This is a genomic window from Pseudomonas sp. CFBP 13710, from assembly GCF_014842235.1.
Classification (GTDB): Bacteria; Pseudomonadota; Gammaproteobacteria; order Pseudomonadales; family Pseudomonadaceae; genus Aquipseudomonas; species Aquipseudomonas baltica.
In genome coordinates this window covers 143,069-168,851 of the sequence record NZ_JACYVJ010000004.1, presented here as the reverse complement: position 1 = coordinate 168,851, position 25,783 = coordinate 143,069, and the positions used below count along the sequence as shown (strand labels likewise).

Annotated in this window: 30 protein-coding genes; 18 read left to right on the top strand and 12 right to left on the bottom strand. The window is 63.9% G+C overall.

The window, feature by feature from the left end; translation table 11 throughout:
- Positions 1–3 precede the first annotated feature (3 nt).
- Complete coding sequence (locus IFT44_RS11750; RefSeq protein ID WP_122480505.1) at positions 4–1,008, top strand: aspartate carbamoyltransferase catalytic subunit; 1,005 nt, start codon at positions 4–6, stop codon at positions 1,006–1,008.
- A complete protein-coding gene (locus IFT44_RS11745) occupies positions 1,005–2,276 on the top strand; it encodes a dihydroorotase (protein ID WP_192175943.1) in 1,272 nt (423 codons plus the stop codon). Before IFT44_RS11750 ends, IFT44_RS11745 begins: the two co-directional genes overlap by 4 nt.
- Before the next feature lie 209 nt (positions 2,277–2,485).
- Here the strand turns inward: IFT44_RS11745 and IFT44_RS11740 are convergent, their stop codons facing one another.
- Complete coding sequence (locus tag IFT44_RS11740) at positions 2,486–2,893, bottom strand: NINE protein (protein WP_122480507.1); 408 nt, start codon at positions 2,891–2,893, stop codon at positions 2,486–2,488.
- Positions 2,894–3,142: 249 nt separating this feature from the next.
- Here IFT44_RS11740 and IFT44_RS11735 point away from each other — a divergent pair, with 249 nt between their 5' ends.
- Positions 3,143–3,778, top strand: coding sequence for a C40 family peptidase (locus IFT44_RS11735; RefSeq protein ID WP_122480508.1), 636 nt, complete (start codon positions 3,143–3,145; stop codon positions 3,776–3,778).
- Positions 3,779–4,004: 226 nt separating this feature from the next.
- Here the strand turns inward: IFT44_RS11735 and IFT44_RS11730 are convergent, their stop codons facing one another.
- Complete coding sequence (locus IFT44_RS11730) at positions 4,005–5,039, bottom strand: type IV pilus twitching motility protein PilT (RefSeq protein WP_122480509.1); 1,035 nt, start codon at positions 5,037–5,039, stop codon at positions 4,005–4,007.
- 66 nt (positions 5,040–5,105) lie between these two features.
- Here IFT44_RS11730 and IFT44_RS11725 point away from each other — a divergent pair, with 66 nt between their 5' ends.
- The 8 genes from IFT44_RS11725 (at position 5,106) to IFT44_RS11690 (ending at position 11,424) form a co-directional block, all read left to right on the top strand.
- Positions 5,106–5,846 carry a YggS family pyridoxal phosphate-dependent enzyme gene (locus IFT44_RS11725; RefSeq protein WP_192175942.1) on the top strand — a complete coding sequence of 247 codons (741 nt, stop codon included), beginning with the start codon at positions 5,106–5,108 and terminating at the stop codon, positions 5,844–5,846.
- Positions 5,843–6,664 (top strand): pyrroline-5-carboxylate reductase, encoded by an 822-nt coding sequence (gene proC, locus IFT44_RS11720; protein WP_185794909.1) that lies wholly within the window; start codon positions 5,843–5,845, stop codon positions 6,662–6,664. Before IFT44_RS11725 ends, proC begins: the two co-directional genes overlap by 4 nt.
- Positions 6,665–6,685: 21 nt before the next feature.
- Entirely contained in the window at positions 6,686–7,276 is a 591-nt protein-coding gene (locus IFT44_RS11715) for a YggT family protein (RefSeq protein ID WP_122480512.1), read from the top strand.
- Positions 7,277–7,428: 152 nt separating this feature from the next.
- A complete protein-coding gene (gene metX, locus IFT44_RS11710) occupies positions 7,429–8,568 on the top strand; it encodes a homoserine O-succinyltransferase MetX (protein ID WP_122480513.1) in 1,140 nt (379 codons plus the stop codon).
- A gap of 7 nt (positions 8,569–8,575) precedes the next feature.
- Entirely contained in the window at positions 8,576–9,196 is a 621-nt protein-coding gene (gene metW, locus IFT44_RS11705) for a methionine biosynthesis protein MetW (protein WP_043191520.1), read from the top strand.
- A gap of 112 nt (positions 9,197–9,308) precedes the next feature.
- Positions 9,309–9,905, top strand: coding sequence for an RdgB/HAM1 family non-canonical purine NTP pyrophosphatase (rdgB, locus tag IFT44_RS11700; RefSeq protein ID WP_163007697.1), 597 nt, complete (start codon positions 9,309–9,311; stop codon positions 9,903–9,905).
- Positions 9,902–11,089 carry a radical SAM family heme chaperone HemW gene (hemW, locus tag IFT44_RS11695; RefSeq protein ID WP_192055874.1) on the top strand — a complete coding sequence of 396 codons (1,188 nt, stop codon included), beginning with the start codon at positions 9,902–9,904 and terminating at the stop codon, positions 11,087–11,089. Before rdgB ends, hemW begins: the two co-directional genes overlap by 4 nt.
- An 11-nt stretch (positions 11,090–11,100) precedes the next feature.
- Positions 11,101–11,424 (top strand): DUF3392 domain-containing protein, encoded by a 324-nt coding sequence (locus IFT44_RS11690; RefSeq protein WP_122480515.1) that lies wholly within the window; start codon positions 11,101–11,103, stop codon positions 11,422–11,424.
- A 10-nt stretch (positions 11,425–11,434) separates the two neighbouring features.
- On the opposite strand, the gene trmB is transcribed toward IFT44_RS11690, so the two are convergent.
- The 4 genes from trmB to IFT44_RS11670 all read right to left on the bottom strand — a co-directional run bounded on the left by trmB (position 11,435) and on the right by IFT44_RS11670 (position 13,673).
- The gene (gene trmB, locus IFT44_RS11685; protein ID WP_122480516.1) at positions 11,435–12,157 is read right to left on the bottom strand and encodes a tRNA (guanosine(46)-N7)-methyltransferase TrmB; all 723 of its coding nucleotides are present in this window, start codon (positions 12,155–12,157) and stop codon (positions 11,435–11,437) included.
- 9 nt (positions 12,158–12,166) lie between these two features.
- Positions 12,167–12,961, bottom strand: coding sequence for a thiazole synthase (locus tag IFT44_RS11680; protein WP_122480517.1), 795 nt, complete (start codon positions 12,959–12,961; stop codon positions 12,167–12,169).
- A gap of 54 nt (positions 12,962–13,015) precedes the next feature.
- Positions 13,016–13,231 carry a sulfur carrier protein ThiS gene (gene thiS / locus IFT44_RS11675; RefSeq protein ID WP_342030363.1) on the bottom strand — a complete coding sequence of 72 codons (216 nt, stop codon included), beginning with the start codon at positions 13,229–13,231 and terminating at the stop codon, positions 13,016–13,018.
- Between the two features lie 70 nt (positions 13,232–13,301).
- Positions 13,302–13,673 carry a DUF423 domain-containing protein gene (locus tag IFT44_RS11670; RefSeq protein ID WP_122480518.1) on the bottom strand — a complete coding sequence of 124 codons (372 nt, stop codon included), beginning with the start codon at positions 13,671–13,673 and terminating at the stop codon, positions 13,302–13,304.
- 79 nt (positions 13,674–13,752) lie between these two features.
- Between IFT44_RS11670 and mtgA the strand changes: the two genes are divergently transcribed.
- On the top strand, positions 13,753–14,475 hold the full coding sequence (gene mtgA / locus IFT44_RS11665) for a monofunctional biosynthetic peptidoglycan transglycosylase (protein WP_122480672.1): 723 nt from the start codon (positions 13,753–13,755) through the stop codon (positions 14,473–14,475).
- 104 nt (positions 14,476–14,579) lie between these two features.
- Here the strand turns inward: mtgA and rpoH are convergent, their stop codons facing one another.
- From rpoH to ftsY, 4 genes are all read right to left on the bottom strand, one after another.
- Entirely contained in the window at positions 14,580–15,434 is an 855-nt protein-coding gene (rpoH, locus tag IFT44_RS11660) for an RNA polymerase sigma factor RpoH (RefSeq protein WP_043191535.1), read from the bottom strand.
- Positions 15,435–15,588: 154 nt separating this feature from the next.
- The gene (gene ftsX / locus IFT44_RS11655) at positions 15,589–16,620 is read right to left on the bottom strand and encodes a permease-like cell division protein FtsX (protein WP_122714503.1); all 1,032 of its coding nucleotides are present in this window, start codon (positions 16,618–16,620) and stop codon (positions 15,589–15,591) included.
- Positions 16,617–17,288: a cell division ATP-binding protein FtsE gene (ftsE, locus tag IFT44_RS11650; RefSeq protein ID WP_122480520.1), complete on the bottom strand. Its 672-nt coding sequence runs from the start codon at positions 17,286–17,288 to the stop codon at positions 16,617–16,619. Before ftsE ends, ftsX begins: the two co-directional genes overlap by 4 nt.
- Entirely contained in the window at positions 17,285–18,757 is a 1,473-nt protein-coding gene (gene ftsY, locus IFT44_RS11645; RefSeq protein ID WP_192175941.1) for a signal recognition particle-docking protein FtsY, read from the bottom strand. Before ftsY ends, ftsE begins: the two co-directional genes overlap by 4 nt.
- 232 nt (positions 18,758–18,989) lie before the next feature.
- Between ftsY and IFT44_RS11640 the strand changes: the two genes are divergently transcribed.
- The 4 genes from IFT44_RS11640 to IFT44_RS11625 are packed head-to-tail and all read left to right on the top strand — an operon-like array spanning position 18,990 to position 23,456.
- Complete coding sequence (locus tag IFT44_RS11640; RefSeq protein WP_192055877.1) at positions 18,990–20,345, top strand: M16 family metallopeptidase; 1,356 nt, start codon at positions 18,990–18,992, stop codon at positions 20,343–20,345.
- The gene (locus IFT44_RS11635) at positions 20,338–21,813 is read left to right on the top strand and encodes a M16 family metallopeptidase (protein ID WP_192175940.1); all 1,476 of its coding nucleotides are present in this window, start codon (positions 20,338–20,340) and stop codon (positions 21,811–21,813) included. The genes IFT44_RS11640 and IFT44_RS11635 overlap by 8 nt, the downstream gene beginning before the upstream one ends.
- Positions 21,813–22,400 (top strand): 16S rRNA (guanine(966)-N(2))-methyltransferase RsmD, encoded by a 588-nt coding sequence (gene rsmD / locus IFT44_RS11630; RefSeq protein WP_192055881.1) that lies wholly within the window; start codon positions 21,813–21,815, stop codon positions 22,398–22,400. The genes IFT44_RS11635 and rsmD overlap by 1 nt, the downstream gene beginning before the upstream one ends.
- Before the next feature lie 24 nt (positions 22,401–22,424).
- Complete coding sequence (locus IFT44_RS11625) at positions 22,425–23,456, top strand: hydrolase (protein WP_192175939.1); 1,032 nt, start codon at positions 22,425–22,427, stop codon at positions 23,454–23,456.
- Here IFT44_RS11625 and IFT44_RS11620 read toward each other — a convergent pair.
- Positions 23,419–24,273: a sulfurtransferase gene (locus tag IFT44_RS11620; RefSeq protein WP_192175938.1), complete on the bottom strand. Its 855-nt coding sequence runs from the start codon at positions 24,271–24,273 to the stop codon at positions 23,419–23,421. The two genes, IFT44_RS11625 and IFT44_RS11620, sit on opposite strands and share 38 nt — an antisense overlap.
- A gap of 268 nt (positions 24,274–24,541) precedes the next feature.
- On the opposite strand from IFT44_RS11620, the gene coaD reads away from it, so the two are divergent.
- Together coaD and IFT44_RS11610 are read left to right on the top strand one after the other, a co-directional pair.
- A complete protein-coding gene (gene coaD / locus IFT44_RS11615; protein ID WP_122480527.1) occupies positions 24,542–25,024 on the top strand; it encodes a pantetheine-phosphate adenylyltransferase in 483 nt (160 codons plus the stop codon).
- A 101-nt stretch (positions 25,025–25,125) separates the two neighbouring features.
- Positions 25,126–25,377, top strand: coding sequence for a YfhL family 4Fe-4S dicluster ferredoxin (locus tag IFT44_RS11610; protein WP_043191560.1), 252 nt, complete (start codon positions 25,126–25,128; stop codon positions 25,375–25,377).
- A gap of 34 nt (positions 25,378–25,411) precedes the next feature.
- Here IFT44_RS11610 and IFT44_RS11605 read toward each other — a convergent pair whose 3' ends face one another.
- On the bottom strand, positions 25,412–25,756 hold the full coding sequence (locus IFT44_RS11605) for a multidrug transporter (RefSeq protein ID WP_192175937.1): 345 nt from the start codon (positions 25,754–25,756) through the stop codon (positions 25,412–25,414).
- Between the last annotated feature and the right edge of the window lie 27 nt (positions 25,757–25,783).

Sequence of the window (25,783 nt, the reverse complement as noted above, 5' to 3'; positions counted from 1 at the left end):
GCCATGACGCCTATCGACGCCAAGCGCCCGCTGCAGCTCAATGACCAGGGCCAGCTACGCCATTTTCTTTCCCTCGACGGCTTGTCCCGCGAACTACTGACCGAAGTGCTCGATACCGCCGATTCGTTCCTTGAAGTCGGCGCCCGTGCGGTCAAGAAAGTCCCGTTGCTGCGCGGCAAGACCGTGTGCAACGTGTTCTTCGAAAACTCCACGCGCACGCGCACCACCTTCGAGCTCGCCGCCCAGCGCCTCTCGGCCGACGTCATCACCCTGAACGTGTCGACCTCCTCGACCAGCAAGGGTGAAACCCTGTTCGACACCCTGCGCAACCTCGAAGCGATGGCCGCCGACATGTTCGTCGTGCGCCATGCCGACTCCGGGGCCGCGCACTTCATCGCCGAGCACGTCAGCCCGGAAGTGGCCATCATCAACGGTGGCGATGGCCGCCATGCCCACCCGACCCAGGGCATGCTCGACATGCTCACGATTCGCCGCCACAAAGGCGGCTTCGAGAACCTGTCGGTAGCGATCGTCGGCGACATCCTGCACTCGCGGGTAGCGCGCTCGAACATGATCGCCCTCAAGACCCTGGGCTGCCCGGACATCCGCGTGATCGGCCCGAAGACGCTGCTGCCCATCGGCGTCGAGCAGTATGGCGTCAAGGTGTTTACCGACCTGGAGCAGGGCCTCAAGGATGTCGATGTGGTGATCATGCTGCGCCTGCAGCGTGAACGCATGACCGGTGGCCTGCTGCCCAGCGAAGGCGAGTTCTATCGCCTCTACGGCTTGACCACTGCGCGCCTGGCCGGTGCCAAGCCCGACGCCATCGTCATGCACCCAGGGCCGATCAACCGTGGCGTCGAGATCGAATCGGCCGTCGCCGACGGACCCCATTCGGTAATTCTCAACCAGGTCACCTACGGCATCGCAGTCCGCATGGCGGTGTTGTCGATGGCCATGAGCGGGCAGACGGCCCAGCGTCAATTCGAGCAGGAGAGCGTCCAGTGAGCCTCAGTATTATCGGTGCACGGGTGATCGACCCCGCCAGTGGTCTGGACCGGATCAGCGACCTGCATATCAGCCAGGGGCGAATCGTGGCCATCGGCGATGCGCCCGCCGATTTCACCGCCAGCCAGCGCCTGGACGCCTGCGGCCTGGTGGCAGCGCCCGGCCTGGTCGACCTCAGCGTGTCGCTGCGCGAGCCCGGCTACAGCCGCAAGGGCACCATCGCCAGTGAAACCCGGGCCGCAGCTGCCGGTGGCGTCACCAGCCTGTGCTGCCCGCCGCTGACCAAGCCGATCCTCGATACCTCGGCAGTGGCCGAGCTGATCCTGGATCGCGCCCGCGAGGCCGGGCATGCCAAGGTGTTTCCGATCGGTGCCCTGAGCAAGGGCCTCGAGGGCGAGCAACTGGCGGAACTGATCGCCTTGCGCGATGCCGGCTGCATTGCCTTCGGCAATGGCCTGAACAGCTTTGGCAACCACCGGACGCTGTGTCGTGCGCTTGAGTACGCCGCAACGTTCGACCTGACGGTGATCTTCCATTCCCAGGACCGTGACCTGTCCGCCGGCGGGCTCGCCCACGACGGCCCTACGGCCAGCTTCCTTGGCCTGGCAGGCATTCCGGAAACGGCTGAAACCGTCGCCCTTGCACGTGACTTGCTGCTGGTCGAACAAAGCGGCGTGCGTGCGCATTTCAGCCAATTGACCACCGCCCGCGGCGTCGAGCTGATCGAACAGGCCCAAGGCCGCGGCCTGCCGGTCACGGCGGACGTGGCGCTGTACCAATTGATCCTGACCGACGAGGCGCTGACCGGGTTTTCCAGCCTGTATCACGTGCAACCGCCGCTGCGCTCGACAGCGGATCGGGAAGGCTTGCGTGCGGCGGTGAAGAAGGGCGTGGTGCAGGCCATTGCCAGCCATCACCAGCCCCACGACCGTGATGCCAAACTGGCCCCGTTCGGTGCGACCGAGCCGGGTATCAGCAGTGTCGAGCTGCTATTGCCGTTGGCCCTGACCCTGGTGCAGGATGGCTTGCTCGACCTGCCGACCTTGCTCGCGCGCCTGGGCCAGGGCCCGGCCGAGGCCATGCGCTTGCCGGCCGGCCGCTTGCAGGTGGGCGCAGCGGCAGATCTGGTGCTGTTCGATGAAGGCGTCTCGACGGTGGCCGGCGAGCGCTGGCTGTCCAAGGGCGCCAACTGCCCGTTCCTCGGTCACACGTTGCCGGGCGCAGTGCGTTACACCTTGGTGGATGGGCATATCAGCTTCACTGGCTGATCCCCCCCGCTCCTACAGACGACACCATCCCTGTAGGAGCGGTCAGCGGCCGCGAAGGCCTCACTGTGGTCTGCCTGATGCACCGCACCCACTTCTTCGCGGGCAGAGCCCGCTCCCACAAACGACCATCCCCGTAGGAGCGGTCAGCGGCCGCGAAGGCCTCGCTGCGGCCTCCCGGACACAGCGCAGGGGGCTGCAGCCTTTCCGACCTACCCGCGCTGCGCATTCTTCATCGACACCTGATCATTCAGCGTCCAGAAGTCATACAGCACGCCCACCAAGAACAACCCCCCAGTCAGCAGGTAGATCACCCCGGTGATCCACTTGCCCATGTACATGCGGTGCACACCGAACAAACCGAGAAAAGTCAGCAGTACCCAGGCCACGTTGTAGTTGGTCTGGCCGCTGTGAAAGCGCATGTCGGCGTGCCGGTCCATGGCCGGAATCAGGAACAGGTCGATGAGCCAGCCAATGCCGAACAGCCCCAGGGTGAAAAACCAGATCGTCCCGGTCACGGGCTTGCCGTAATAGAAGCGATGAGCACCGGTAAAGCCCAAAATCCACAACAGGTAGCCCATGACTTTGCTGTGGGTATCGTGGATCCGATAGCTGTTCATTGTTGATGTGCGCCCTCTGATATAAAAATTTTCTGAACGGTTTTGTGACTTTTTTGCCCCGTCCCGACGTATGGCATTTCTGTGACCGACATCGGCTGAACCCTTGCAGCACCTGAGTTGCGTGCCGCACAAGAGACAATCCTGCGCCCGATTGGTGCCATTTGCGACCTGCCTGCCTCGACCAGCGGATTAAAAACCACACAAAAAGCTGTTATAAAGTTGCGCGCCTACCCACATGAGCCCTGCCGAATGCGTCCATTTTTCAAGACATGGCTGACCATCTGCCTATTATTGCCCCTGGCCGCCCACGCCACCAATCGTGAGCAACGACTTCCCGCTGGCTTCAATGGCTACACCGCCCAGTCCGCTACCGAACAATCGCAACGCGCCCCACGCATCGTCGTGACCCGCCCTGCCAGCAACAACCAGGCATTGGCCAAGGTTACCGCGGTCAAGGTCGGCAGCGCCTCGTCCAAGCAGAGCAGCGATGTGCTCAGCCGTGCGGTCAACGTGCTTGGCACCCCCTATCGCTGGGGCGGCAGCAGCCCGAGCAAGGGTTTCGACTGCAGTGGCCTGGTCAAGTATGCCTTCAACGACGTGAAAGCCGTTGATCTGCCGCGTACGTCCAACGCCATGGCTGCGGGCCACGGTGTCAAGGTTGAACGCAAGGACCTCAAGCCGGGTGACCTGGTGTTTTTCAACATCAAGAGCCGCAAGGTGAATCACGTCGCCATCTACCTGGGCAACGACCGCTTCATCCATGCCCCGCGTCGTGGCAAGGCTGTGACCATCGACACCTTGAAGAAACCGTACTGGAACACCCACTACGCTGTCGCCAAGCGCGTCCTGCCCAAAGAGCCCGCGCTGCGCATCGTCCAGCGCTGATCCCTCTTTCCGCGGCGTGCCCTTCGCGGCCACGGACCGCTCCTACGGATGACCGCAATTGTCTGTAGGAGCGGTCATCGGCCGCAACGCATTCACCGCAGGGCATCAGCCCGACCGCGGTGCGCCCTTCGCGGCCACTGGCCGCTCCTACGGATGACTGCCATTCTCTGTAGGAGCGGCCAGTGGCCGCGAAACGTACGCCACGGTGCAGCGGGATATGCACCGTTCAGAAGTTGTCCGGGGACTTGGCCTTTTCGCGCGCCGAGTCGCGGCTGATGATGCCCTGGGCGAGCAGGTTCTTCAGGCACATGTCCAAGGTCTGCATGCCCAGCGATCCACCTGTCTGGATCGACGAGTACATCTGCGCGACCTTGTCTTCACGGATGAGGTTACGAATCGCCGGGGTGCCGATCATGATCTCGTGCGCAGCCACCCGCCCGCCACCAATCTTCTTCAGCAAGGTCTGGGAAATCACTGCCTGCAGCGATTCGGACAGCATTGAACGCACCATCGACTTTTCCTCTGCCGGAAACACATCGACCACCCGGTCGATGGTCTTCGCCGCCGACGTGGTGTGCAGCGTGCCGAACACCAGGTGCCCGGTCTCGGCCGCCGTCAACGCCAGCCGAATGGTTTCCAGGTCGCGCATTTCGCCCACCAGGATCACGTCTGGGTCCTCCCGCAACGCCGAGCGCAAGGCGTGGGAGAACCCCAGGGTGTCGCGGTGCACTTCACGCTGGTTGACCAGGCACTTCTTCGACTCGTGGACGAATTCGATCGGATCTTCCACGGTCAGGATGTGATGGTGCTTGTTGCTGTTGAGGTAATCGATCATCGCCGCCAGGGTAGTCGACTTGCCCGACCCGGTCGGCCCGGTGACCAGCACCAGCCCGCGCGGCACTTCGGTAATCTTGCGAAACACATCTCCCATGCCCAGGTCGTCCATGCTCAGCACCTTGGACGGAATGGTCCGAAACACTGCACCGGCACCGCGGTTCTGGTTGAACGCGTTGACCCGAAAGCGCGCCACACCGGGCACTTCGAAAGAAAAGTCGGTTTCCAGAAACTCCTCGAAGTCCTTGCGCTGCTTGTCGTTCATGATGTCGTAGATCAGCGCCTGGACCTGTTTGTCGTCCAGCGCCGGCAGGTTGATACGGCGCACGTCGCCATCCACTCGAATCATCGGCGGCAGGCCTGCGGACAGGTGCAGGTCGGATGCGCCTTGTTTCGCACTGAAGGCCAACAGCTCGGTAATGTCCATGAGACTCCCCAAATACAGACAAGCAGGTAGAATGCCGCAGACCTGAAACCCGCCGGCACGAATTCAATGTCCACGATAGCAGACAACATTTCGCAAGTGAGTGCCCGAATCGCAGCCGCTGCTCGACAGGCGCAACGCGAGCCCGGCCAAGTCGGCCTACTCGCGGTCAGCAAGACCAAGCCTGCCGCTGCCATGCGCGAGGCATTCGCCGCCGGCATCCGTGACTTCGGCGAAAACTATCTGCAGGAAGCCCTGGGCAAACAGCTGGAACTCACCGACCTGCCCTTGATCTGGCACTTCATCGGCCCCATTCAATCGAACAAGACGCGCGCAATCGCCGAACACTTCGACTGGGTACATTCCGTGGACCGCCTCAAGATCGCCCAACGGCTCAGCGAACAACGCCTAGCCGCGCTTGGCCCCCTGAACATCTGCATCCAGGTCAATGTCAGCGGCGAGGCCAGCAAGTCCGGCTGCGATCCCGACGACGTAGCCACCCTGGCCAGCGCCATCGCCGCGCTGCCCAACCTGCGCCTGCGTGGCCTCATGGCCATACCGGAGCCCACCGATGACATCGCCCTGCAGAACGCTGCCTTTGCCCGCGTGCGTGCGCTGCAGCACGATCTGCCATTGCCGCTGGACACCTTGTCCATGGGCATGAGCCACGACCTGGAGGCGGCCATCGCCCAGGGCGCCACGTGGGTGCGCATCGGCACGGCGCTGTTCGGCGCGCGCAACTACGGCCAAGACACCTCCCCGGCGCACACCGCTGTGGCCTCCTCACCTCTGAGCAAGGATCCTTCATGAGCAACACTCGTATTGCCTTCATCGGCGCCGGCAACATGGCCGCCAGCCTGATCGGCGGCCTGCGCGCGCAGGGTGTCGAAGCCAGCCACATCCGCGCCAGCGACCGCGGCGCCGAACAGCGTGACAAGGTAGCGGCCGAACATGGCATCGAGGTGTTCGCCGACAACGCCGAGGCCATCGAGGGGGTCGACGTGGTGGTGCTGGCCGTGAAGCCGCAAGGCATGAAGGACGTGTGCCAATCGCTGGCACCGAGCCTGGCACCCGGTCAGTTGGTGGTCTCGATCGCCGCGGGCATCAACTGCGCGAGCCTGCAGGCGTGGCTCGGCGAGCAACAGCCGATCGTGCGCTGCATGCCCAACACCCCCGCGCTTTTGCGCCAGGGCACCAGCGGCCTGTACGCCACCGCCGACGTCAATGCCGAACAACGCCAGCAGGCCGAAGACTTGCTGGGCGCGGTCGGCCTGGCCCTTTGGCTGGATGAAGAACAGCAGCTGGATGCGGTCACCGCCGTGTCCGGCAGCGGCCCGGCCTACTTCTTTCTGTTGATAGAAGCCATGACCGCCGCCGGGGAAAAACTCGGACTGCCGCACGAGACGGCTGCCCGGCTGACCCTGCAGACCGCCCTGGGCGCCGCGCACATGGCCGTGGCCAGCGACGTCGACGCTGCCGAACTGCGTCGTCGCGTCACCTCACCCGCCGGTACCACCGAAGCGGCCATCAAGTCATTCCAGTCCGAAGGGTTCGAAACCCTGGTGCAGAACGCCCTGAACGCCGCCGCTCGGCGTTCGGCCGAGCTGGCCGAACAGCTGGGTCAATAACCAGGTCATCAAGGAGCTTTCATGTACGGTCTCAATACCGCGGCGATCTATGTCGTGCAAACCCTGGGCAGCCTGTATCTGTTGATCATGCTGCTGCGCTTCGTGCTGCAGCTGGTGCGTGCCGACTTCTACAATCCGCTGTGCCAGTTCATCGTGCGCGCCACGCAGCCGCTGCTCAAGCCGGTGCGGCGGATCATCCCCAGCCTGTTCGGGCTGGACATGTCCTCGCTGCTGCTGGCCATCGTCATCCAGATGATCATCATGGCGCTGACCTTGCTGCTCGCCTACGGCACCACCGGCAACCCCTTGCAGTTGCTGGTGTGGTCGATCATCGGGGTGACCGCGCTGTTCCTGAAGATCTTCTTCTTCGCCATGATCATCAGCGTGATCCTTTCCTGGGTCGCGCCGCAGAGCCACAACCCGGGTGCCGAGCTGGTCAACCAGATCTGCGAGCCGGCTCTGGCGCCGTTCCGGCGCATCCTGCCCAACCTGGGTGGCCTGGACATCTCGCCAATCCTGGCCTTCATGGTACTCAAACTGCTGGACATGCTGGTCATCAACAACCTGGCCATGAGCACCGGCATGCCGCAGATCCTGCGCCTGCTGATCTGACCGTCGCATGCCGCCTGCGTGAAGGTCCCGATGGGCTTTCACGCACGCGGCAAACGCTCCCTGCCTGCGTGCCTCCAACCCCGCCAAGCGCTGCTTGCCCCTGTGCCCCGCGCTCTTTAGACTTACGCCTCATTCAAGCGTGAGCAGGGTCGATGTCCACTGTCTTTCCCGATGATTGCGTCGGTCTGGTCGTTCCACAAATTGCCCACTTCAGCGAACCCCTGGCCCTGGCCTGCGGACGCTCGCTGCCCGCCTACGACCTGATCTACGAGACCTACGGCCAGCTCAACGCCAGTGCCAGCAACGCGGTGCTGATCTGCCACGCGCTGTCGGGCCATCACCACGCCGCCGGCTACCACTCCGCCGACGACCGCAAGCCGGGTTGGTGGGACAGCTGCATCGGTCCCGGCAAGCCCATCGACACCAACCGCTTCTTCGTGGTCAGCCTGAACAATCTGGGCGGCTGCAACGGTTCCACCGGGCCCAGCAGCATCGATCCCGACACCGGCAAACCGTTCGGCGCCGATTTCCCGGTATTGACCGTCGAAGACTGGGTTCACAGCCAGGCCTGCCTGGCAGACGCCCTGGGAATCACCCAGTGGGCGGCGGTGGTTGGAGGCAGCCTGGGCGGCATGCAGGCCTTGCAGTGGACCATCACCTACCCCGAGCGCGTTCGTCACTGCCTGGCAATCGCTTCGGCGCCCAAGCTCAGCGCACAGAACATCGCCTTCAACGAGGTGGCGCGTCAGGCCATCCTGTCCGACCCCGAGTTCCATGGCGGTGATTTCCAGGCCCGCGGGGTGATACCCAAACGCGGCCTGATGCTGGCGCGCATGGTCGGGCACATCACGTACCTGTCGGATGATTCGATGGGCGAGAAATTCGGCCGTGGCCTGAAGAGCGAAAAGCTCAACTACGATTTCCACAGCGTGGAATTCCAGGTGGAAAGCTACCTGCGTTATCAGGGCGAGGAATTCTCCGGTCGCTTCGACGCCAATACCTACCTGCTGATGACCAAGGCGCTGGACTACTTCGACCCTGCCGCAGCTCACGACGATGATCTGGCCGCCACGTTCGCCCATGTGCAGGCCAAGTTCTGCGTGATGTCGTTCACCACCGACTGGCGTTTTTCGCCAGCGCGCTCGCGCGAGCTGGTCGACGCCTTGATGGCCGCGAAGAAAGACGTCTGCTACCTGGAAATCGACGCGCCACAGGGGCATGACGCTTTCCTGATCCCCATTCCACGGTATCTGCAGGCGTTCAGCAGCTACATGAACCGCATTGCACTGTGAGGCATCCATGAGAGCTGACCTAGAAATCATCCAGGACTGGATCCCTGCCGGCAGCCGCGTGCTCGACCTGGGCTGTGGCAATGGCGAGTTGCTCGCCTGGCTGCGCGACCACAAGCAGGTCACCGGCTACGGCCTGGAAATCGATGCGGACAACATCACCGAATGCGTGCGCAAGGGCATCAACGTCATCGAGCAGGACCTGGACAAAGGCCTGGGCAACTTCGCCAGCAACAGCTTCGACATCGTGGTCATGACCCAGGCGCTGCAGGCCGTGGAATACCCTGACCGCATTCTTGACGAAATGCTGCGGGTCGGCCGCCAGTGCATCATCACCTTTCCCAATTTTGGCCACTGGCGCTGTCGTTGGTACCTGGCCAGCAAGGGCCACATGCCGGTGTCCGAGTTCCTGCCCTATACCTGGTACAACACGCCGAACATCCACTTCTGCACCTTTGCCGACTTCGAGGCCCTGTGCAGCGAGCGCCGCGCGCAGGTGCTCAACCGCCTGGCGGTGGATCAACAGCACAGGCACGGGTGGGCGAGCAAGATCTGGCCCAACCTTCTGGGCGAGATCGGCATCTACCGGGTCAGCAGCCCCGGGCTGCAGGAGCATCGGGTGGCGGTGTAGACGGCTTTTCGCGGTCTGTGGGAGCGGGCTCTGCCCGCGAAGCTGACGACTGGATACATCAGACAGACTGCATGAACTGGCTCTTTGAACCCTTCGGAACCCATTCACAACCATGATCAATTTCACCCAACTCGTCCTCGCCAGCCATAACGCCGGCAAGCTCAAGGAACTTCAGGCCATGCTCGGAGGTGCGGTGCAACTTCGCTCCGTCGGCGAATTCAGCCAGGTCGAGCCCGAGGAAACCGGGCTGTCGTTCGTCGAGAACGCCATTCTCAAGGCACGCAACGCTGCGCGCCTGTCCGGCCTGCCGGCACTGGCGGACGATTCCGGCCTGGCCGTGGACTTCCTCGGCGGTGCCCCGGGCATCTATTCGGCGCGCTATGCCGATGGCCAGGGCGATGCCGCCAACAATGCCAAGCTGCTCGACGCCTTGCAGGGCGTACCCGACGAGGAGCGTGGTGCGCAGTTCGTCTGCGTCCTGGCCCTGGTGCGGCACGCCGACGACCCGCTGCCGATCCTCTGCGAAGGGCTCTGGCACGGCCGCATCCTGCATGCCGCCAGCGGTGCCCACGGATTCGGCTACGACCCGTTGTTCTGGGTGCCCGAGCGCAACTGTTCAAGCGCCGAACTCGACCCTACGCAAAAGAACCAACTGAGCCACCGCGCCCGTGCCATGGCCTTGCTGCGCCAACGCCTGAGCCTTGCATGAACGACCAACTGCTTTATCCGCCGGCACCGCGTCCCGACCAGGCGCTGGCGCAATTGCCACCCCTGGCGCTGTACATCCACATCCCCTGGTGCGTGCGCAAATGCCCGTACTGCGACTTCAATTCCCACACCGCCAGCCCGGTTCTGCCTGAAGAAGAATACGTCGACGCCCTGCTGGCCGACCTAGACCAGGACTTGCCCGCGGTCTACGGACGCCCGCTGAGTTCGATCTTCTTCGGCGGCGGCACGCCCAGCCTGTTCAGCGCGGCCGCCCTGGGCAGACTGCTGGCCGGCGTCGAGCAACGCATCGCCTTCGCGCCCGACATCGAGATCACCCTGGAGGCCAACCCCGGTACCTTCGAACAGGACAAGTTCGTCGCCTATCGCAAGCTGGGGATCAACCGCCTGTCCATCGGCATCCAGAGCTTCCAGCCGCAGAAGCTCGAGGCGCTGGGCCGCATCCACACCGGTGACGAAGCCTTGCGCGCTGCCGAAATGGCGCGCCGCGCCGGTTTCGACAACTTCAACCTGGACCTGATGCACGGCCTGCCCGATCAGTCCCTGGAAGAGGCACTGGACGATCTGCGCCAGGCCATTGCCCTGGCGCCCACGCACCTGTCCTGGTACCAGCTGACCCTGGAACCCAACACGGTGTTCTGGAACCAGCCACCCGTGCTGCCCGAGGACGATATTCTCTGGGACATCCAGGAAGCCGGTCAGGCCCTGCTGGCCGAGCATGGCTTCGGCCAGTACGAAGTGTCGGCCTATGCCAGGCCAGGCAAGGCAGCGCGGCACAACCTCAACTACTGGAGCTTCGGCGACTTCATCGGCATCGGCGCCGGTGCCCACGGCAAGCTGAGCCACCCTGATGGACGCATCGTGCGTACCTGGAAAACCCGCCTGCCCAAGGATTACCTGAACCCCGCCAAACCATTCAAGGCCGGCGAGAAGGCCTTGGCCGCAGACGAGTTGCCCTTCGAGTTCCTGATGAACGCGCTGCGCCTCACCCAGGGCGTCGACGCCGGGCTGTTCGCGCAACGCACCGGCCTGTCCCTGCAGTCACTGGCGACGGCACGCGCCAACGCCGAACAAAAGGGCCTTTTACAGGTCGAACCGACGCGTCTGGTCGCCACTGCCCGCGGGCAGTTGTTCCTCAACGACCTGCTGCAATACTTCCTGGTATAAGGATTGTCCTGATGGATTTCGTGCTCGATCTGCTCGCCACCGTGTCCCGCTGGGGCCGAGGCAACCTTTCGGAGATCTCCCTGGCCTTGGTGGGCTGTGTGCTGGTGCTGTTCGGCGCCGATGTGAAGGCGTGGGCCGAGGGCCGCCTGGGCTCGCTCTCAGGCATGCTGCGAGTGCCCCTGATCGCCTTGATGTGCGTGATCGGCAGTGGCGCGGCCTTGATCTATGCCACGCCCTGGGTGCTGAAGGGGTTGAGCCAGTTCAACAACTACAGCCTGGCGCCGGTGCTGTTGGTGGTGTTGGTGCTGCTGGGGATTGTCGCTGATCGCAAATGATGCGTGAGCCTCAATCGACCTTCTCGAACTTCAGATCCCACACCCCATGCCCCAGCCGCTCACCGCGGCGTTCGAACTTGGTCACCGGCCGCTCGGCCGGACGCGGTACGCAACCGCCATCGGCCGCCTGGTTGCGGTAACCGGGCGCAACGTTCATGACTTCCAGCATGTACTCGGCATAGGGTTCCCAATCGGTCGCCATGTGCAGCACACCACCGACTTTCAGCTTGCTGCGAACCAGTTCGGCGAACGCCGGCTGGACGATGCGCCGCTTGTGGTGGCGCGCCTTGTGCCATGGGTCCGGGAAAAACAGCAGCAGGCGATCCAGGCTGTTGTCGGCAACGCACTGCTTGAGCACTTCGATGGCATCGCAGTCGTAGACCCGCAGGTTTTTCAGGCCCTGGGTCAGGACGCCGTTGAGCAGCGCGCCAACGCCAGGCCGGTGTACTTCAACACCGATGAAATCCAGCTCCGGCGAGGCCGCTGCCATCTCGAGCAGCGAGTGGCCCATGCCGAAGCCGATCTCCAGGGTGCGCGGCGCAGTGCGGCCGAACACCTGGTCAAAGTCGGCCGGTTCATCGGTCAGTGGCAGCACGAACAGCGGCTTGCCCTGGTCCAGGCCACGCTGCTGACCTTCGGTCATGCGTCCGGCGCGCATCACGAAGCTCTTGATAGCGCGGTGCTGGCGCGGTTCGCCTTCGTTGGACGTTGGCGTTTCTTGCGAGTCAGTCATCGGGGGCTCTTACTTGATCAGGCCATCCAGCGGCGAAGAGGCGCTGGCATAGAGTTTTTTCGGCATGCGCCCGGCCAGATAGGCCATGCGCCCGGCAATGATGGCGTGCTTCATGGCCGCGCCCATCATGATCGGATCCTGCGCGTGGGCGATGGCCGAGTTCATCAGCACCGCTTCACAGCCCAGTTCCATGGCTATGGTGGCGTCGGACGCGGTACCCACGCCGGCATCGACCAGTACCGGGACCTTGGCTTCTTCCAGGATGATCTGCAGGTTGTACGGGTTGCAGATACCCAGGCCAGTGCCGATCAAGCCAGCCAGCGGCATGACTGCGATGCAGCCGATCTCGGCCAACTGGCGAGCGATGATCGGGTCATCGCTGGTGTAGACCATCACGTCGAAACCGTCCTTGACCAGCACTTCGGCGGCCTTGAGGGTTTCGATCACGTTGGGAAACAGGGTCTTCTGGTCGGCCAGCACTTCCAGCTTGACCAGGTTGTGGCCATCGAGCAGCTCGCGGGCCAGGCGACAGGTGCGCACCGCCTCCACGGCGTCGTAGCAACCGGCGGTGTTGGGCAGAATGGTGTAGCGATCCGGCGGCAGCACGTCGAGCAGGTTCGGCTCGCCGGGGTTCTGGCCGATATTGGTACGGCGCACGGCGACCGTGACGATCTGGGCGCCCGAAGCCTCGATGGCCAGGCGCGTCTGCTCGAGGTCGCGGTACTTGCCGGTGCCGACCAGAAGGCGCGACTCGAAGGTGCGACCGGCCAGGGTGAATGGCTTGTCAATGCGAGCATTGCTCATCGGAATTCCTCTGCTGAGGTAAAGATACGAACGTGGAAGGTGCCGGCGACTCGATCAGCCGCCGCCGATGGCGTGAACCACTTCGATCTGGTCACCCTCGCCCAGTACGGTGTCGCCGTGCTGGCTGCGCGGGACGATGTCCTGGTTCAGCTCGACGGCCACGCGGCGGCCGACCAGCTCGAGACGGACCAGCAGCCCGGCAACGGTTTCGCCGTCGGGAAGTTCGAAAGGGTCGCCGTTCAATTGAATGCGCATGCGGTCGGCAGCCATCATTTTTTGGGGGTCGCCATTCTAGCCCGATCGCCGAGGATTCCCAAGGCCAAGCCGACCACCCGCGCGATCAGCCCAGGCGCCAGGCGACCATACCCAGGCACAGCCAACCGGCGAGCAAGGCCAGGCCGCCGAACGGGGTCACGATACCCAGCTTGCTGACGCCGGTCAGGGTCAACAGATACAGGCTGCCCGAGAACAACACGATACCCAGACAGAACAGCGCGCCCGCCCAGCCCACCAGGCGCCCTGGCACATGGACGCTGAGCAGCGCGACCCCGAACAACGCCAATGTGTGGATAAGTTGGTAGCTGACGCCGGTCTGGAAAATGGCCAGATACTCGGCGCTCAGGCGGTTCTTCAAACCGTGGGCGGCGAAGGCGCCGAGCGCCACACCGGTAAAGCCGAAGAACGCAGCCAGCATCATGAACGTACGCAGCATCCAGGTGTGTCCTCATAAAGCCGTGTTGCACTGCAGGGTCTGTATAATGGCCCGCTCACTCGGCCAGGCCAAGCCCTTCATGCTGCAATCCTTCTTCCGCCGTCTGTGCAAGACCCTGCTCTGGTTCGTCGCCGCAAGCGTGGCCGTGGTGGTGATCTTTCGCTTCATTCCACCGCCGGGCACCATGCTCATGGCCGAACGCAAGATCGAATCCTTGATCGACGGCCAGCCGATCGACCTGCAGCGCGATTGGCAACCCTGGGCGAACATCGCCGACGATCTCAAGGTGGCGGTGATCGCCGGCGAAGATCAACGTTTCGCCGAGCATTGGGGCTTCGACATCGCCGCCATTCGTGCAGCGTTTGCGCACAACGAAGAAGGTGGCTCGCTGCGCGGTGCCAGCACTCTGAGCCAGCAGGTGGCGAAGAACGTCTTTCTATGGTCGGGCCGCAGCTGGTTGCGCAAAGGCCTGGAGGCGTGGTTCACCGGTCTGATCGAGATGTTCTGGTCCAAGCAGCGCATCCTCGAGGTGTACCTCAACAGTGCGGAATGGGATGACGGGGTGTTCGGCGCCGAGGCGGCCGCGCGGCACCATTTCGGCGTTGGCGCGGCTCAACTGTCCCGCCAGCAAGCCAGCCTGCTGGCCGCCGTGCTGCCCAACCCGCGCAACTGGAGCGCCAGCCGGCCCAGCCCTTACGTGGCTCGCCGCGCGGGCTGGATCCGCCAGCAAATGGGCCAACTCGGCGGGCATGACTATCTGCTGCGCCTCAACATGCCGCGCCCGGCGCCCTGGGCGGATTAGGCCACGTCTGTGTGAGAGTGCGGCAAGCCCTCTCCCGCAAAGACTTCCTGCCAGGCAACAAAAAGCCCCGAACCAGTCGGGGCTTTTCAATTCAACACATCACATCAAGCCGCGATCGAAACCTTCAGCTTGTTCATCGCACTCTTCTCCAACTGACGAATGCGCTCGGCCGAAACGTTGTACTTCTCGGCCAGCTCGTGCAGCGTCGCCTTTTCCTCGGCCAGCCAGCGCTGGTAGAGGATGTCACGGCTGCGATCGTCCAGCACCTGCAGGGCTTCGTGCAAGTTGGTGTTGGAGTTGTCGCTCCAATCGGCGTCTTCCAGTTGGCGCGCCGGGTCGTAGCGATGGTCTTCCAGGTAGTTCGCCGGGGACTGGAACGCACTGTCGTCGTCTGCTTCGGCAGCCGGATCGAAGGCCATGTCATGGCCGGTCAGGCGGCTTTCCATCTCGCGGACTTCACGCGGCTCCACACCGAGGCTTTCGGCCACGCGGTGCACTTCCTCGTTGTTCAGCCAGGCCAGACGCTTCTTCTGGCTGCGCAGATTGAAGAACAGCTTGCGCTGCGCCTTGGTGGTCGCCACCTTGACGATGCGCCAGTTGCGCAGAATGAACTCGTGGATTTCAGCCTTGATCCAGTGCACGGCGAACGACACCAGGCGCACACCCATTTCCGGGTTGAAACGCTTTACGGCCTTCATCAGGCCGACGTTGCCTTCCTGGATAAGGTCGGCTTGAGCCAGGCCGTAGCCCGAATAGCTACGCGCGATATGCACGACGAAACGCAGGTGAGCGAGCACCATCTGCCGAGCCGCTCCAAGATCCTGCTCATAGTAGAGACTCTCGGCCAGTTCACGCTCCTGCTCGGGTGTCAGCAAGGGAATGCTGTTCACCGTGTGCACATAGGCTTCCAGGTTCGCACCCGGCACCAGCGCATAAGCAGGTTGCAAAGAAGTGGTCATACGAAAAAACCTCCGACTCACATGACTCGTGCCCGTGGGCACTGCGAAAAATTGACCGGAAACCAGTGGACAAGTTCCCTATGACGCTTTAACGGTCAATGACAATAAAGTTAACTTGAATACACGTTCACACAGCACACATATCTGTTGCAGGCTAACGCGGCGCCAGTTCGCGCAGGTGCCGCCAGACCGCAATCCATGCACCGATATACCCTAACAATACCGCGCCTAGCAAGAGCGACAAGCCGTCGGCGACGGGAACCCCACCCAGGGCGAAGTCGCTGCCGTACAGGCCGGAAAGCCCGGTGACCGCATCGTTGAGCCAATCCAGGCCGAAGGCCAGGATGCCCCATGCAAAAATGCCTGCACCGAAGCCGTACAGCGCACCCATGTACAGGAAAGGTCGACGCACGTAGCTGTCCGTGCCCCCTACCAGTTTGATGACCTCGATTTCGATGCGCCGGTTCTCGATGTGCAGACGAATGGTGTTGCCGATCACCAGCAGCAACGCCGACACCAGCAGCAGGGTCAGGCCGAACACGAACCGGTCGCCCAGCTTGAGAATCGCCGCCAGGCGCTCCACCCATACCAGGTCCAGCTGCGCCTGCTGCACCTTGGGCAGTTCGGCGAGTTGCTGGCGCAGGGTTTCCAGGGCGGCCTTGTCGATTTCCAGCGGGGTGACCACCACTACACCGGGCAGTGGGTTCTCGGGCAGCTCCTTGAGCGCCTCGCCCAGCCCGGACTGCTGCTGAAACTCGCCCAGCGCCTGCTCGCGACTGATGAACTCGGCCTGCGCCACGCCCGACAGCCCCTTGATCTGCGTCACCAGGGCCTGGCCCTCGCGCTCGCCGGCATCGAGTTCCAGGTACAGCGAAATTTGCGCCGCGCGCTGCCACGAACCGCCCAGCCGCTCGACGTTCTTGAGCAGCAGGGACAGGCCCATGGGCAAGCTCAAGGCCACGGCCATGACCAGGCAGGTAAAGAAGCTGCCGATCGGCTGCTTGCCCAGACGGCGCAGGCTGTCGACCCAACTGGCGCGATGGCTTTCGACCCAGGCGCGCAGCAAGCTGCTGAACGGCGGCCCGTCGTCTTCGTCACGCTGGCGTTTCTTCGGCTTCTGCGGTGTGGGCTCGCCGCCCTTGGGCGCTACCCGGTCCGCGACCTTGGGACTGCGTGTCGCACTCATTGTCCTGCCTCTCCGTCACCGATCAGGCGCCCGCGCTGCAGCGTCAGCATGCGGTGGCGCATGCGCGCGATCAGCGCCAGATCGTGGCTGGCAATCAGCACGCTGGTGCCTAGCCGGTTGATGTCTTCGAAGACCCCCATGATCTCGGCCGCCAGACGCGGGTCGAGGTTGCCGGTGGGTTCATCGGCGAGCAGCAAGGCTGGCTGATGGACGATGGCCCGGGCAATGCCCACGCGCTGTTGCTGGCCCGTCGACAAGTCGCCGGGGTACAGGTCGGCCTTGTCCGCCAATGCCACGCGCTCGAGCGCCGAATCGACCTTCTTGGCGATTTCCGGCTTGCTCAAGCCGAGAATCTGCAGCGGCAAGGCGATGTTGTTGAACACCGTACGGTCGAACAGCAGTTGGTGATTCTGGAACACCACGCCGATCTGGCGGCGCAGGAACGGGATCTGCGCATTGGTGATCTGCCCCAGATCCTGGCCGGCCAGCAGCAGCTTGCCGCTGGTGGGCCGTTCCATCGCCAGCAGCAGGCGCAGCAAGGTACTTTTGCCCGCGCCCGAATGACCGGTAACGAACAGGAATTCGCCACGCCGCACCCGAAAGCTCAGTTCATGCAGACCGACATGGCCGTTGGGGTAGCGCTTGGCAACCTGTTCGAATCGAATCATGAAGGCTCCCGCTCGGCGAACAAGGCCTGGACGAAGGGTTCTGCCTCGAAGGTACGCAGGTCATCGATGCCCTCGCCCACGCCGATGTAGCGAATGGGCAGGCCGAACTGCTTGGCCAGCGCGAAGATCACGCCACCTTTGGCGGTGCCGTCGAGCTTGGTCAGGGCCAGGCCGGTCAGGGCCACGGTCTGGTTGAACTGCTTGGCCTGGTTGATCGCGTTCTGCCCGGTACCGGCATCGAGCACCAGCAGGACTTCGTGCGGCGCCTGCTCGTCGAGCTTGCCCATCACCCGACGGACCTTCTTCAGCTCTTCCATCAGGTTGTCCTTGGTGTGCAAACGACCTGCAGTGTCGGCGATCAACACATCGATACCGCGCGACTTAGCGGCCTGCACGGCGTCGAAGATCACCGAGGCGGAATCGGCACCGGTGTGCTGGGCGATGACCGGGATATTGTTGCGCTCGCCCCACACCTGCAACTGCTCGACGGCTGCGGCACGGAACGTGTCACCCGCCGCCAGCATGACCTTCTTGCCTTCGAGCTGCAGCTTCTTGGCCAGCTTGCCGATGGTGGTGGTCTTGCCGGCGCCGTTGACGCCCACTACCAGAATCACGAACGGCTGGTGCTCGGCCCTGATCACCAACGGCTGCTCGACCGGCCGCAGCAGGGCGGTCAGCTCGCTTTGCAAAGCCTTGTACAAGGCGGCGGCATCGGTCAGTTCCTTGCGTGCCACCCTGCGGGTCAGGCTCTGGATGATCACCGACGTGGCCTCGACGCCGACATCGGCGGTCAGCAGGCGGGTTTCCAGCTCTTCGAGCAGGTCGTCATCAATGATCTTGTTGCCCAGAAACAGGCTGGCCATGCCTTCGCCAAGGCTGGCGCTGGTCTTGGCCAGGCCCTGCTTGAGGCGGGCGAAGAAGCCGGTCTTGGTCTGCCCTGGAGGTTGCGCGGCAGCAACGGCAGGCGTCGGCGCTTCGACACGGGGCGCAGCGACGGGTGCCACGGGTGCGGGCAGCGGTGGCGCAGGTACCGGGGCTGGCGCGCTGGTCGCTGCCGGCGCTGGTGGCGAAACAGGAACATGAGCAGGCTCGACGGCCACAGGGGCCGGCGCTTCCGGCCGCAGAGCGATGACCGGCGGCGTTTGCGGGGCATCGTCCTCGACCAGCGCCACGGGCTCCTCGGGAACCGGGAGCACCAGGCCGTGCGGGACAGACTGCTCGACCGGTGCGGCAGCGGGCTCGGCCTGCGGCGCCAGAACCGGCTCCGGTGCGAGCGCCACTGCAGCTTCCACGGAAGCCTGCGGGATCGCCTCGGCAGCGGCGTCGGCTGCTGCAGGCAGATCCTGGGCGGCAGGGGCTGGCGGCTGTTCGGCGACAGGTGTCTGCGGCTTCTTGCGCAGCCATCCGAACAGGCCTTTCTTTTCACCGGCCGGGGCCGGGGTCTTTTTGTCGTCGTTGGAACCAAACATGGAAGACGGCTATCTCAAGGTAGCGACGCGCCAGGCGGCGAGTCGGAAAAAATTCGAAGACGCAACACAGACTGCTTTTACGCCGGCTCGTTCACGCGCAACATTTTGTCGAGTTGCCCGGGCAGGTTCATGCCTTCCAGGCATGGCCCCCAGCGAACCGGATCAGTATCCTAGCACCTCCTCGCCCGTAGACGCTAAGGCCACGCGGGCAGCTCTCAAGGTTCTGAATCCCATGAATGTCCTCGCCCGCCGCGCCGCAGGCCTGCTGCTCTGCACGCTCAGCCTGCCTTTGGCGGCTTTTGCCGCCGATACACAGCCCACGCACGAATTCACCCTGGACAACGGCCTCAAGGTCGTCGTGCGCGAGGATCACCGCGCCCCGGTGGTGGTTTCCCAGATCTGGTACAAGGTCGGCTCCAGCTACGAAACCCCAGGCCAGACCGGCCTGTCCCACGCCCTTGAACACATGATGTTCAAGGGCACCGACAAACTGGGCCCCGGCGAAGGCTCGCGCATCCTGCGCGACCTCGGCGCCGAAGAAAACGCCTTCACCAGCGACGACTACACCGCCTATTACGAAGTGCTGGCCAAGGACCGCCTGGCCGTGGCGTTCGACCTCGAAGCCGACCGCATGGCCAGCCTCAGCCTGCCCGCCGAAGAATTCGCTCGGGAAATCGAAGTCATCAAGGAAGAACGCCGCCTGCGCACGGACGACAAGCCCAGCGCCAAGGCGTACGAGATCTTCAAGGCCATGGCCTTCCCGGCCAGTGGCTACCACACGCCCACCATCGGCTGGATGGCCGACCTGGAACGCATGAAGGTCGAAGAGCTGCGCCATTGGTACCAGGCCTGGTACGTGCCCAACAACGCCACCCTGGTGGTGGTAGGCGACGTCAAGCCAGACGAGGTCAAGGCCCTGGCCCAACGTTTCTTCGGCAACATCGCCCGACGCCCCACCCCACCGGCGAAGATCCCGCTGGAACTGGCCAACCCCGGCCAGCGCCTGGCCACATTGCACGTACGCACTCAACTGCCGAGCCTGCTGTACGGCTTCAACGTCCCGGCCCTGGCCACTGCCGACAAGCCGCGCGACGTCCAGGCCCTGCGGCTGATTTCCGCACTGCTCGACGGCGGCTACAGCGCGCGCATGGCCACACGCCTCGAACGCGGCGAGGAACTGATCTCCAGCGGCGGCGCCCGGTACGATGCCTTCACCCGCGGCGACAGTCTGTTCTTCATTTCCGCGACGCCCAATGCGCAGAAGAAAAAAACCCTCGCCGATGTCGAGAAAGGCCTCTGGAAACTGCTCGACGAGCTCAAGACCACGCCGCCCTCGGCCGACGAGCTGGAGCGCGTGCGCGCTCAGGTCATCGCCGACCTGGTCTACAGCCGCGACTCCATCAGCAGCCAGGCCACCACCATCGGCATGCTCGAAACCGTGGGGTTGTCGTGGAAACTCATGGACAGCGAACTCGAAGACCTCAAGAGCGTGACGCCGCAGGACATCCAGAGCGCCGCACGCACCTATTTCACCCGCGATCGCTTGAGTATCGCCCACGTTCTGCCAGAGGAAGCCGCTCATGAGTGAGCCCACCACCCCCCGTCGTTTCCTGGTTGGCTCGACTTTTCTGGTGCTTGCCGGTTGCCTGGCCACTTTCGCCGTCCAGGCTGCGGACGCCACCGGCGCTGGCCAACCCGCGCGCGGCCTGCAATCGGTGAGCGAGCTGGGCAACACCGCACCCAGCCATCGCCGCCTCGACATTCAAAGCTGGAAAACCGCCGAAGGTGCCAAGGTCCTGTTCGTCGAGGCCCACGAGCTGCCGATGTTCGACCTGCGGCTTACCTTCGCCGCCGGCAGCAGCCAGGATCAGAACCATCCCGGCATCGCCGTGCTGACCAATGCCATGCTCAACGAAGGCGTGGCCGGCAAGGACGTCAGCGCCATCGCCCAAGGCTTCGAAGGCCTGGGCGCGGACTTTTCCAACGGTGCCTATCGCGACATGGCCGTCGCGTCACTGCGCAGCCTCAGCGATACCGACAAGCGCACCCCTGCCCTCAAGCTGTTCGCCGATGTCGTCGGCAAACCGACCTTCCCGGCAGACGCCCTGGTACGCATCAAGAACCAACTGCTCGCCAGCTTCGAATTCCAGAAGCAGAACCCTGCCAAGCTGGCCAGCAACGAGCTGTTCACGCAGCTGTATGGCAGCCATCCGTATGCACACCCCAGCGAGGGCGACGCCAAGAGCCTGCCGCGTCTGAGCATCGAGCAGCTGCGGGCCTTCCATCAACGTGCCTATGCTGCAGGCAACGCGGTGATCGCCATCGTCGGCGACCTGTCGCGCGGCGAAGCCGAGCAGATCGCCGCACAGGTATCCAGCGCCCTGCCCAAGGGCCCTGCGCTGGCCAAGCCGGCGCAACCGGTTGCGCCCGCAGCCGGTGTGACCCATATCGACTTCCCGTCCAAGCAGACGCAGATGTTCATCGCGCAGCTGGGCATCGACCGCAAGGACCCGGATTTCGCCGCGCTGTCCATGGGCAACCAGATCCTGGGCGGCGGTTCCTTCGGTACCCGCCTGATGAGCGAGGTCCGGGAAAAACGCGGGCTGACCTATGGGGTGTACTCGGGCTTCACGCCGATGCAGGTGCGCGGTCCGTTCCTGATCAACCTGCAGACCCGTGCCGAGCTCGGCGACGGCACCTTGAAGCTGGTGCAGGACATCCTGCGCGATTACCTCAAGACCGGCCCGACCCAGGGAGAATTGGACAACGCCAAACGCGAACAAGCCGGCAGCTTCCCGCTGTCCAATGCCAGCAACGCGAGCATCGTCGCGCAACTGGGCGCCACCGGCTTCTACGACATGCCGCTGACCTGGATGGAAGACTTCCTGCAGCAATCCCAGGCGCTGACCGTGGAGCAGGTGAAAGCTGCGATGAACAAACATCTGGATGCCGATAAACTGGTGATCGTCACGGCTGGCCCCAAGGTTGCGCAGCAACCGTTGCCGGCCCCTACGGACACACCCAATGAGCAACCGCTCGGCGTACCGGAGCACTGATGGCCAGCGTCAAAACCAAGCAACCCCATGGTGGCCAAGGCCACCTGCGCATCATTGGCGGCCAGTGGCGCAGCCGCAAACTGAGCTTCCCGGAAGCGCCTGGTCTGCGCCCTACCCCGGATCGGGTGCGTGAAACACTGTTCAACTGGCTGGCAGCGCACATCGAAGGTGCCAAGGTGCTGGATGCCTTCACCGGCAGCGGCGCGCTGTACCTCGAAGCGCTGTCGCGCGGCGCCAGCATGGCACTGGCACTGGATGCCAATGCCAGTGCCATTTCCAGCCTTCGGCACAATCTCGACCTGCTCGGGTGTGCCGTCGGCCAACTGCTGCAAAGCGATGCGCTCAAGTACCTGGAAACCCAGACCCCAAGCGCATTCGACCTGGTGTTCCTCGACCCCCCTTTCCACCAGAACCTGCTGCCAGCCACCTGCACACTGCTTGAAGACAAAGGCTGGCTGGCCGCGCGAGCCTGGATCTACACGGAGAGCGAGGCACCGCCCTCTGCGCTGCAGATGCCGGCAACATGGCGCCTGCACCGCGAGAAGAAAGCCGGACAGGTTTACTACTCCCTGTGGCAGCGTGGCTGACACAGGCTTGCCAAGGCAGCCACGTTGAACGCAACACACCCCAGCTTCCGCCCGGCCCTTGGGCTGGGCAACCCGCATCTACAGACGCTGTGGGGCCCTTTGTGGCGCAAGCAACCGGCACTGGCGCGCGAGCGCGAACGCCTGTGGCTGGAGGACGGCGACTTCGTCGACCTCGATTGGCACGGCCCACACGCACCCCATGCGCCACTGGTGCTGGTATTGCACGGCCTGACCGGATCATCCAACTCGCCCTACGTCGCCGGCCTGCAACGGCAGTTGGGGCTGCACGGTTGCGCAAGCGTGGCCGTCAACTGGCGCGGCTGCTCCGGCGAGCCCAACCTGTTGGCGCGCAGCTACCATTCCGGCGCCAGCGAAGACTTGCTGCACGTACTCGACCACCTGGGCAGGCAACGACCCCTGGCGCCGCTTTACGCCGTCGGTTATTCACTGGGTGGCAACATCCTGCTCAAGCACCTGGGTGAAAGCGGAGCGAACAGCCCATTGCAGGCCGCGGTGGCGGTATCGGTGCCGTTTCGCCTGGACCAGTGTGCCGACCGCATGACCCAGGGGTTTTCCAGGGTGTACCAGGCGCATTTCATGCGCGCCATGCTCGGCTACCTGACCGACAAGCGCAGCCGCTTCCAGCACGAGGGGCAGCACGAGGGACTGGCCGCGCTCGAAGCGCTGGGCTCGCTGCAGGGCATCAGGACCTTCTGGGATTTCGACGGGCAGGTCACGGCTCCGCTGCACGGCTTCAAGGATGCCCAGGACTACTATCGCCGCTCGTCGAGTCGCTACTACCTGGGCGGCGTCGCCAAACCCACGCTGATCATCCAGGCCAAGGACGATCCGTTCGTGTTTGCCCACAGCCTGCCCACCGCCGAAGAAATGTCGCCCTGCATCGAGTTCGAGCTGCATGCGCGGGGCGGACACGTCGGCTTCGTCGATGGCAGCCTGCGCCAGCCCGGCTATTACCTGGAACGGCGCATACCGCAGTGGCTGAACCAGTGGATCGAGTTCATGGCCCCTTCTGCACGGGCCGCTGCGGGTCGGTGATCCAGTCGCTCCAGGAGCCTGGATACAGCGTCGCCAACGGGTAGCCCGCCAGGGCCATGGCGAACAGGTTGTGGCAGGCGGTGACGCCCGAGCCGCAGTAGGCCACGGCCTGTTCCACAGGACGGCCCTCGAGTTGAGCATCGAACCGCTCACGTAACTGTTCCACAGGGAGAAAGCGCCCATCGGGCCCCAGGTTCTCGGTAAAGGCTGCGCACTGTGCGCCGGGAATATGCCCCGCCACAGGGTCGATGGGTTCGACCTCGCCCAGAAACCTGGGCAATGCGCGTGCGTCCAGCAAGGTCAACCCGGGCGCTTGCAGGCGCGCCTGCAGCTGGGCTGCATCGACCACACGCTCGTCGTCGGGCGCTGCAATGAAATCGCCTGGTTCGGTGGACGCCGCATCCAGACTCAAAGGCAGTCCGGCGGCGTGCCACGCCGCCAGCCCGCCGTCGAGAAGGAAGACGCCGTCGCGCTTGCCCAGCCAAGTCAGCAGCCACCACGCACGTGCCGCATAGGCACCCGGCCCGTCATCGTAGAGAACCACCCGACTGTCTGCACCGATGCCCCAACGCTGCAGCCGTTCCTGCAACTGTCCAGGCTCGGGCAGCGGATGACGCCCGGTGACGCCCCTGACCGCCGGGGCGCTGAGGTCACGGCCCAGGTCGGCGAAACAGGCACCGGCGATGTGGCCCTCGGCATAGCTGCGCTGGCCGTAATCGGCGTCTTCCAGGCTGTAGCGGCAGTCGAGCAGGACCCATCCGGGGGAATCGATATGTTCGGCGAGCGCTTGCGGGCTGATCAGTTGCGCGAGGGGCATGAAGGACTCCGGCGGGGATGAATGATGGACCTGCGCGCAGCTGGAAAAGCTCGGGCAAAATCGATCGCGGCATGAATCACTGTAGCAGTCGGCACACCCGTTCGCGCGGCGCGTCGGGGCTGGCGGCCATCGTACAACGAGCGGCCGACCACCGCGACAGCGTGCCACAGGCGATCCTGCTTGCATTGCGCCATGGATGCAGGCTTGGCCCACCTCTCCGGCTGCGATACCATCGCATTCCCCAACAGATTCCCGCCAGGACGCCGTGATGAACCGAGTGTTGTACCCAGGTACCTTCGACCCTATCACCAAGGGTCACGGTGATCTGGTCGAACGCGCCTCGCGCCTGTTCGATCACGTGATCATCGCGGTCGCCGCGAGCCCCAAGAAAAACCCCCTGTTCGCCCTCGAGCAACGGGTGGAGTTGGCCCGCGAAGTGACGCGGCACCTGCCGAACGTCGAGGTCGTGGGCTTCTCGACCCTGCTCGCGCACTTTGCCAAGGAGCAGAACGCCAACGTATTGCTGCGCGGCCTGCGGGCGGTGTCCGATTTCGAATACGAGTTCCAGCTGGCCAACATGAACCGGCAACTGGCCCCGGACGTGGAAAGCCTGTTCCTTACCCCTTCGGAACGCTATTCCTTCATTTCGTCGACGCTGGTGCGGGAAATTGCGGCCCTGGGTGGAGACATCACCAAGTTCGTCCACCCGGCCGTGGCCGAGGCGCTCACCCTGCGCTTCAGCAACAAGTAGCCGGCAAAGGTAGCGCCCGCGTGCACTACGGGCGCTAATGCGGCACAATTGCGCCCATTGGTTTTCACATGCCTGGGCCGTTGTCTCGGGCCGGAGTCTTCATGTCCCTTATCATCACCGACGATTGCATCAACTGCGACGTCTGCGAACCCGAGTGCCCGAACGCTGCCATTTCCCAGGGGGAAGAGATCTACGTGATCGATCCCAACCTGTGTACCCAGTGCGTAGGCCACTACGACGAGCCACAGTGCCAGCAGGTCTGCCCGGTGGATTGCATACCGCTGGACGAAGCGCATCCTGAATCCCAGGAACAGCTGATGGCCAAGTACAAGCAGATCACCGGCAAGCATTGATTCCAGCGCGCTGGCAGATGCGCCAGCGACAGACTCAGTCGCGGTTGCCGTAGCCGCTCTGCGTGCAGCCCAGGCAACGCACGAAGGCGGCCATGCCCGGATCGACCACCAAGGCCTTGCCGCTGGCGCCGACGTTGCCACCGGCGGCGGTGAACGGCAATGCGATCACGAACAGCCCCGCGCCCACGATAGTGGCGGCCACCAGCAGCGGCCGCGCGATCAGCAGATCGCCGATCATGGCATAGGCCGGCGGATTCTGGATCTGGTAGGTCGGGTCACCGCTGCTCGTGCTCATGCTCGAGTCGGCGGCAGTGGCCGGCACGATGTGCAGGCCGAAACTGACGATCAGCGCCAGCGACAGGGTTCGAAACAGGTTCATGGCACAATCCTTCTGCTCACGTGGGGC

What these genes read in the sequence shown, in the direction of transcription:
- IFT44_RS11750 (WP_122480505.1), top strand. Translation starts at nt 4, where the DNA reads ATGACGCCTATCGACGCCAAGCGCCCGCTGCAGCTCAATGACCAGGGC.
- IFT44_RS11740 (WP_122480507.1), bottom strand. Translation starts at nt 2,893, where the DNA reads ATGAACAGCTATCGGATCCACGATACCCACAGCAAAGTCATGGGCTAC.
- IFT44_RS11735 (WP_122480508.1), top strand. Translation starts at nt 3,143, where the DNA reads ATGCGTCCATTTTTCAAGACATGGCTGACCATCTGCCTATTATTGCCC.
- IFT44_RS11730 (WP_122480509.1), bottom strand. Translation starts at nt 5,039, where the DNA reads ATGGACATTACCGAGCTGTTGGCCTTCAGTGCGAAACAAGGCGCATCC.
- IFT44_RS11725 (WP_192175942.1), top strand. Translation starts at nt 5,106, where the DNA reads ATGTCCACGATAGCAGACAACATTTCGCAAGTGAGTGCCCGAATCGCA.
- proC (WP_185794909.1), top strand. Translation starts at nt 5,843, where the DNA reads ATGAGCAACACTCGTATTGCCTTCATCGGCGCCGGCAACATGGCCGCC.
- IFT44_RS11715 (WP_122480512.1), top strand. Translation starts at nt 6,686, where the DNA reads ATGTACGGTCTCAATACCGCGGCGATCTATGTCGTGCAAACCCTGGGC.
- metX (WP_122480513.1), top strand. Translation starts at nt 7,429, where the DNA reads ATGTCCACTGTCTTTCCCGATGATTGCGTCGGTCTGGTCGTTCCACAA.
- metW (WP_043191520.1), top strand. Translation starts at nt 8,576, where the DNA reads ATGAGAGCTGACCTAGAAATCATCCAGGACTGGATCCCTGCCGGCAGC.
- rdgB (WP_163007697.1), top strand. Translation starts at nt 9,309, where the DNA reads ATGATCAATTTCACCCAACTCGTCCTCGCCAGCCATAACGCCGGCAAG.
- hemW (WP_192055874.1), top strand. Translation starts at nt 9,902, where the DNA reads ATGAACGACCAACTGCTTTATCCGCCGGCACCGCGTCCCGACCAGGCG.
- IFT44_RS11690 (WP_122480515.1), top strand. Translation starts at nt 11,101, where the DNA reads ATGGATTTCGTGCTCGATCTGCTCGCCACCGTGTCCCGCTGGGGCCGA.
- trmB (WP_122480516.1), bottom strand. Translation starts at nt 12,157, where the DNA reads ATGACTGACTCGCAAGAAACGCCAACGTCCAACGAAGGCGAACCGCGC.
- IFT44_RS11680 (WP_122480517.1), bottom strand. Translation starts at nt 12,961, where the DNA reads ATGAGCAATGCTCGCATTGACAAGCCATTCACCCTGGCCGGTCGCACC.
- thiS (WP_342030363.1), bottom strand. Translation starts at nt 13,231, where the DNA reads ATGGCTGCCGACCGCATGCGCATTCAATTGAACGGCGACCCTTTCGAA.
- IFT44_RS11670 (WP_122480518.1), bottom strand. Translation starts at nt 13,673, where the DNA reads ATGCTGCGTACGTTCATGATGCTGGCTGCGTTCTTCGGCTTTACCGGT.
- mtgA (WP_122480672.1), top strand. Translation starts at nt 13,753, where the DNA reads ATGCTGCAATCCTTCTTCCGCCGTCTGTGCAAGACCCTGCTCTGGTTC.
- rpoH (WP_043191535.1), bottom strand. Translation starts at nt 15,434, where the DNA reads ATGACCACTTCTTTGCAACCTGCTTATGCGCTGGTGCCGGGTGCGAAC.
- ftsX (WP_122714503.1), bottom strand. Translation starts at nt 16,620, where the DNA reads ATGAGTGCGACACGCAGTCCCAAGGTCGCGGACCGGGTAGCGCCCAAG.
- ftsE (WP_122480520.1), bottom strand. Translation starts at nt 17,288, where the DNA reads ATGATTCGATTCGAACAGGTTGCCAAGCGCTACCCCAACGGCCATGTC.
- ftsY (WP_192175941.1), bottom strand. Translation starts at nt 18,757, where the DNA reads ATGTTTGGTTCCAACGACGACAAAAAGACCCCGGCCCCGGCCGGTGAA.
- IFT44_RS11640 (WP_192055877.1), top strand. Translation starts at nt 18,990, where the DNA reads ATGAATGTCCTCGCCCGCCGCGCCGCAGGCCTGCTGCTCTGCACGCTC.
- IFT44_RS11635 (WP_192175940.1), top strand. Translation starts at nt 20,338, where the DNA reads ATGAGTGAGCCCACCACCCCCCGTCGTTTCCTGGTTGGCTCGACTTTT.
- rsmD (WP_192055881.1), top strand. Translation starts at nt 21,813, where the DNA reads ATGGCCAGCGTCAAAACCAAGCAACCCCATGGTGGCCAAGGCCACCTG.
- IFT44_RS11620 (WP_192175938.1), bottom strand. Translation starts at nt 24,273, where the DNA reads ATGCCCCTCGCGCAACTGATCAGCCCGCAAGCGCTCGCCGAACATATC.
- coaD (WP_122480527.1), top strand. Translation starts at nt 24,542, where the DNA reads ATGAACCGAGTGTTGTACCCAGGTACCTTCGACCCTATCACCAAGGGT.
- IFT44_RS11610 (WP_043191560.1), top strand. Translation starts at nt 25,126, where the DNA reads ATGTCCCTTATCATCACCGACGATTGCATCAACTGCGACGTCTGCGAA.
- IFT44_RS11605 (WP_192175937.1), bottom strand. Translation starts at nt 25,756, where the DNA reads ATGAACCTGTTTCGAACCCTGTCGCTGGCGCTGATCGTCAGTTTCGGC.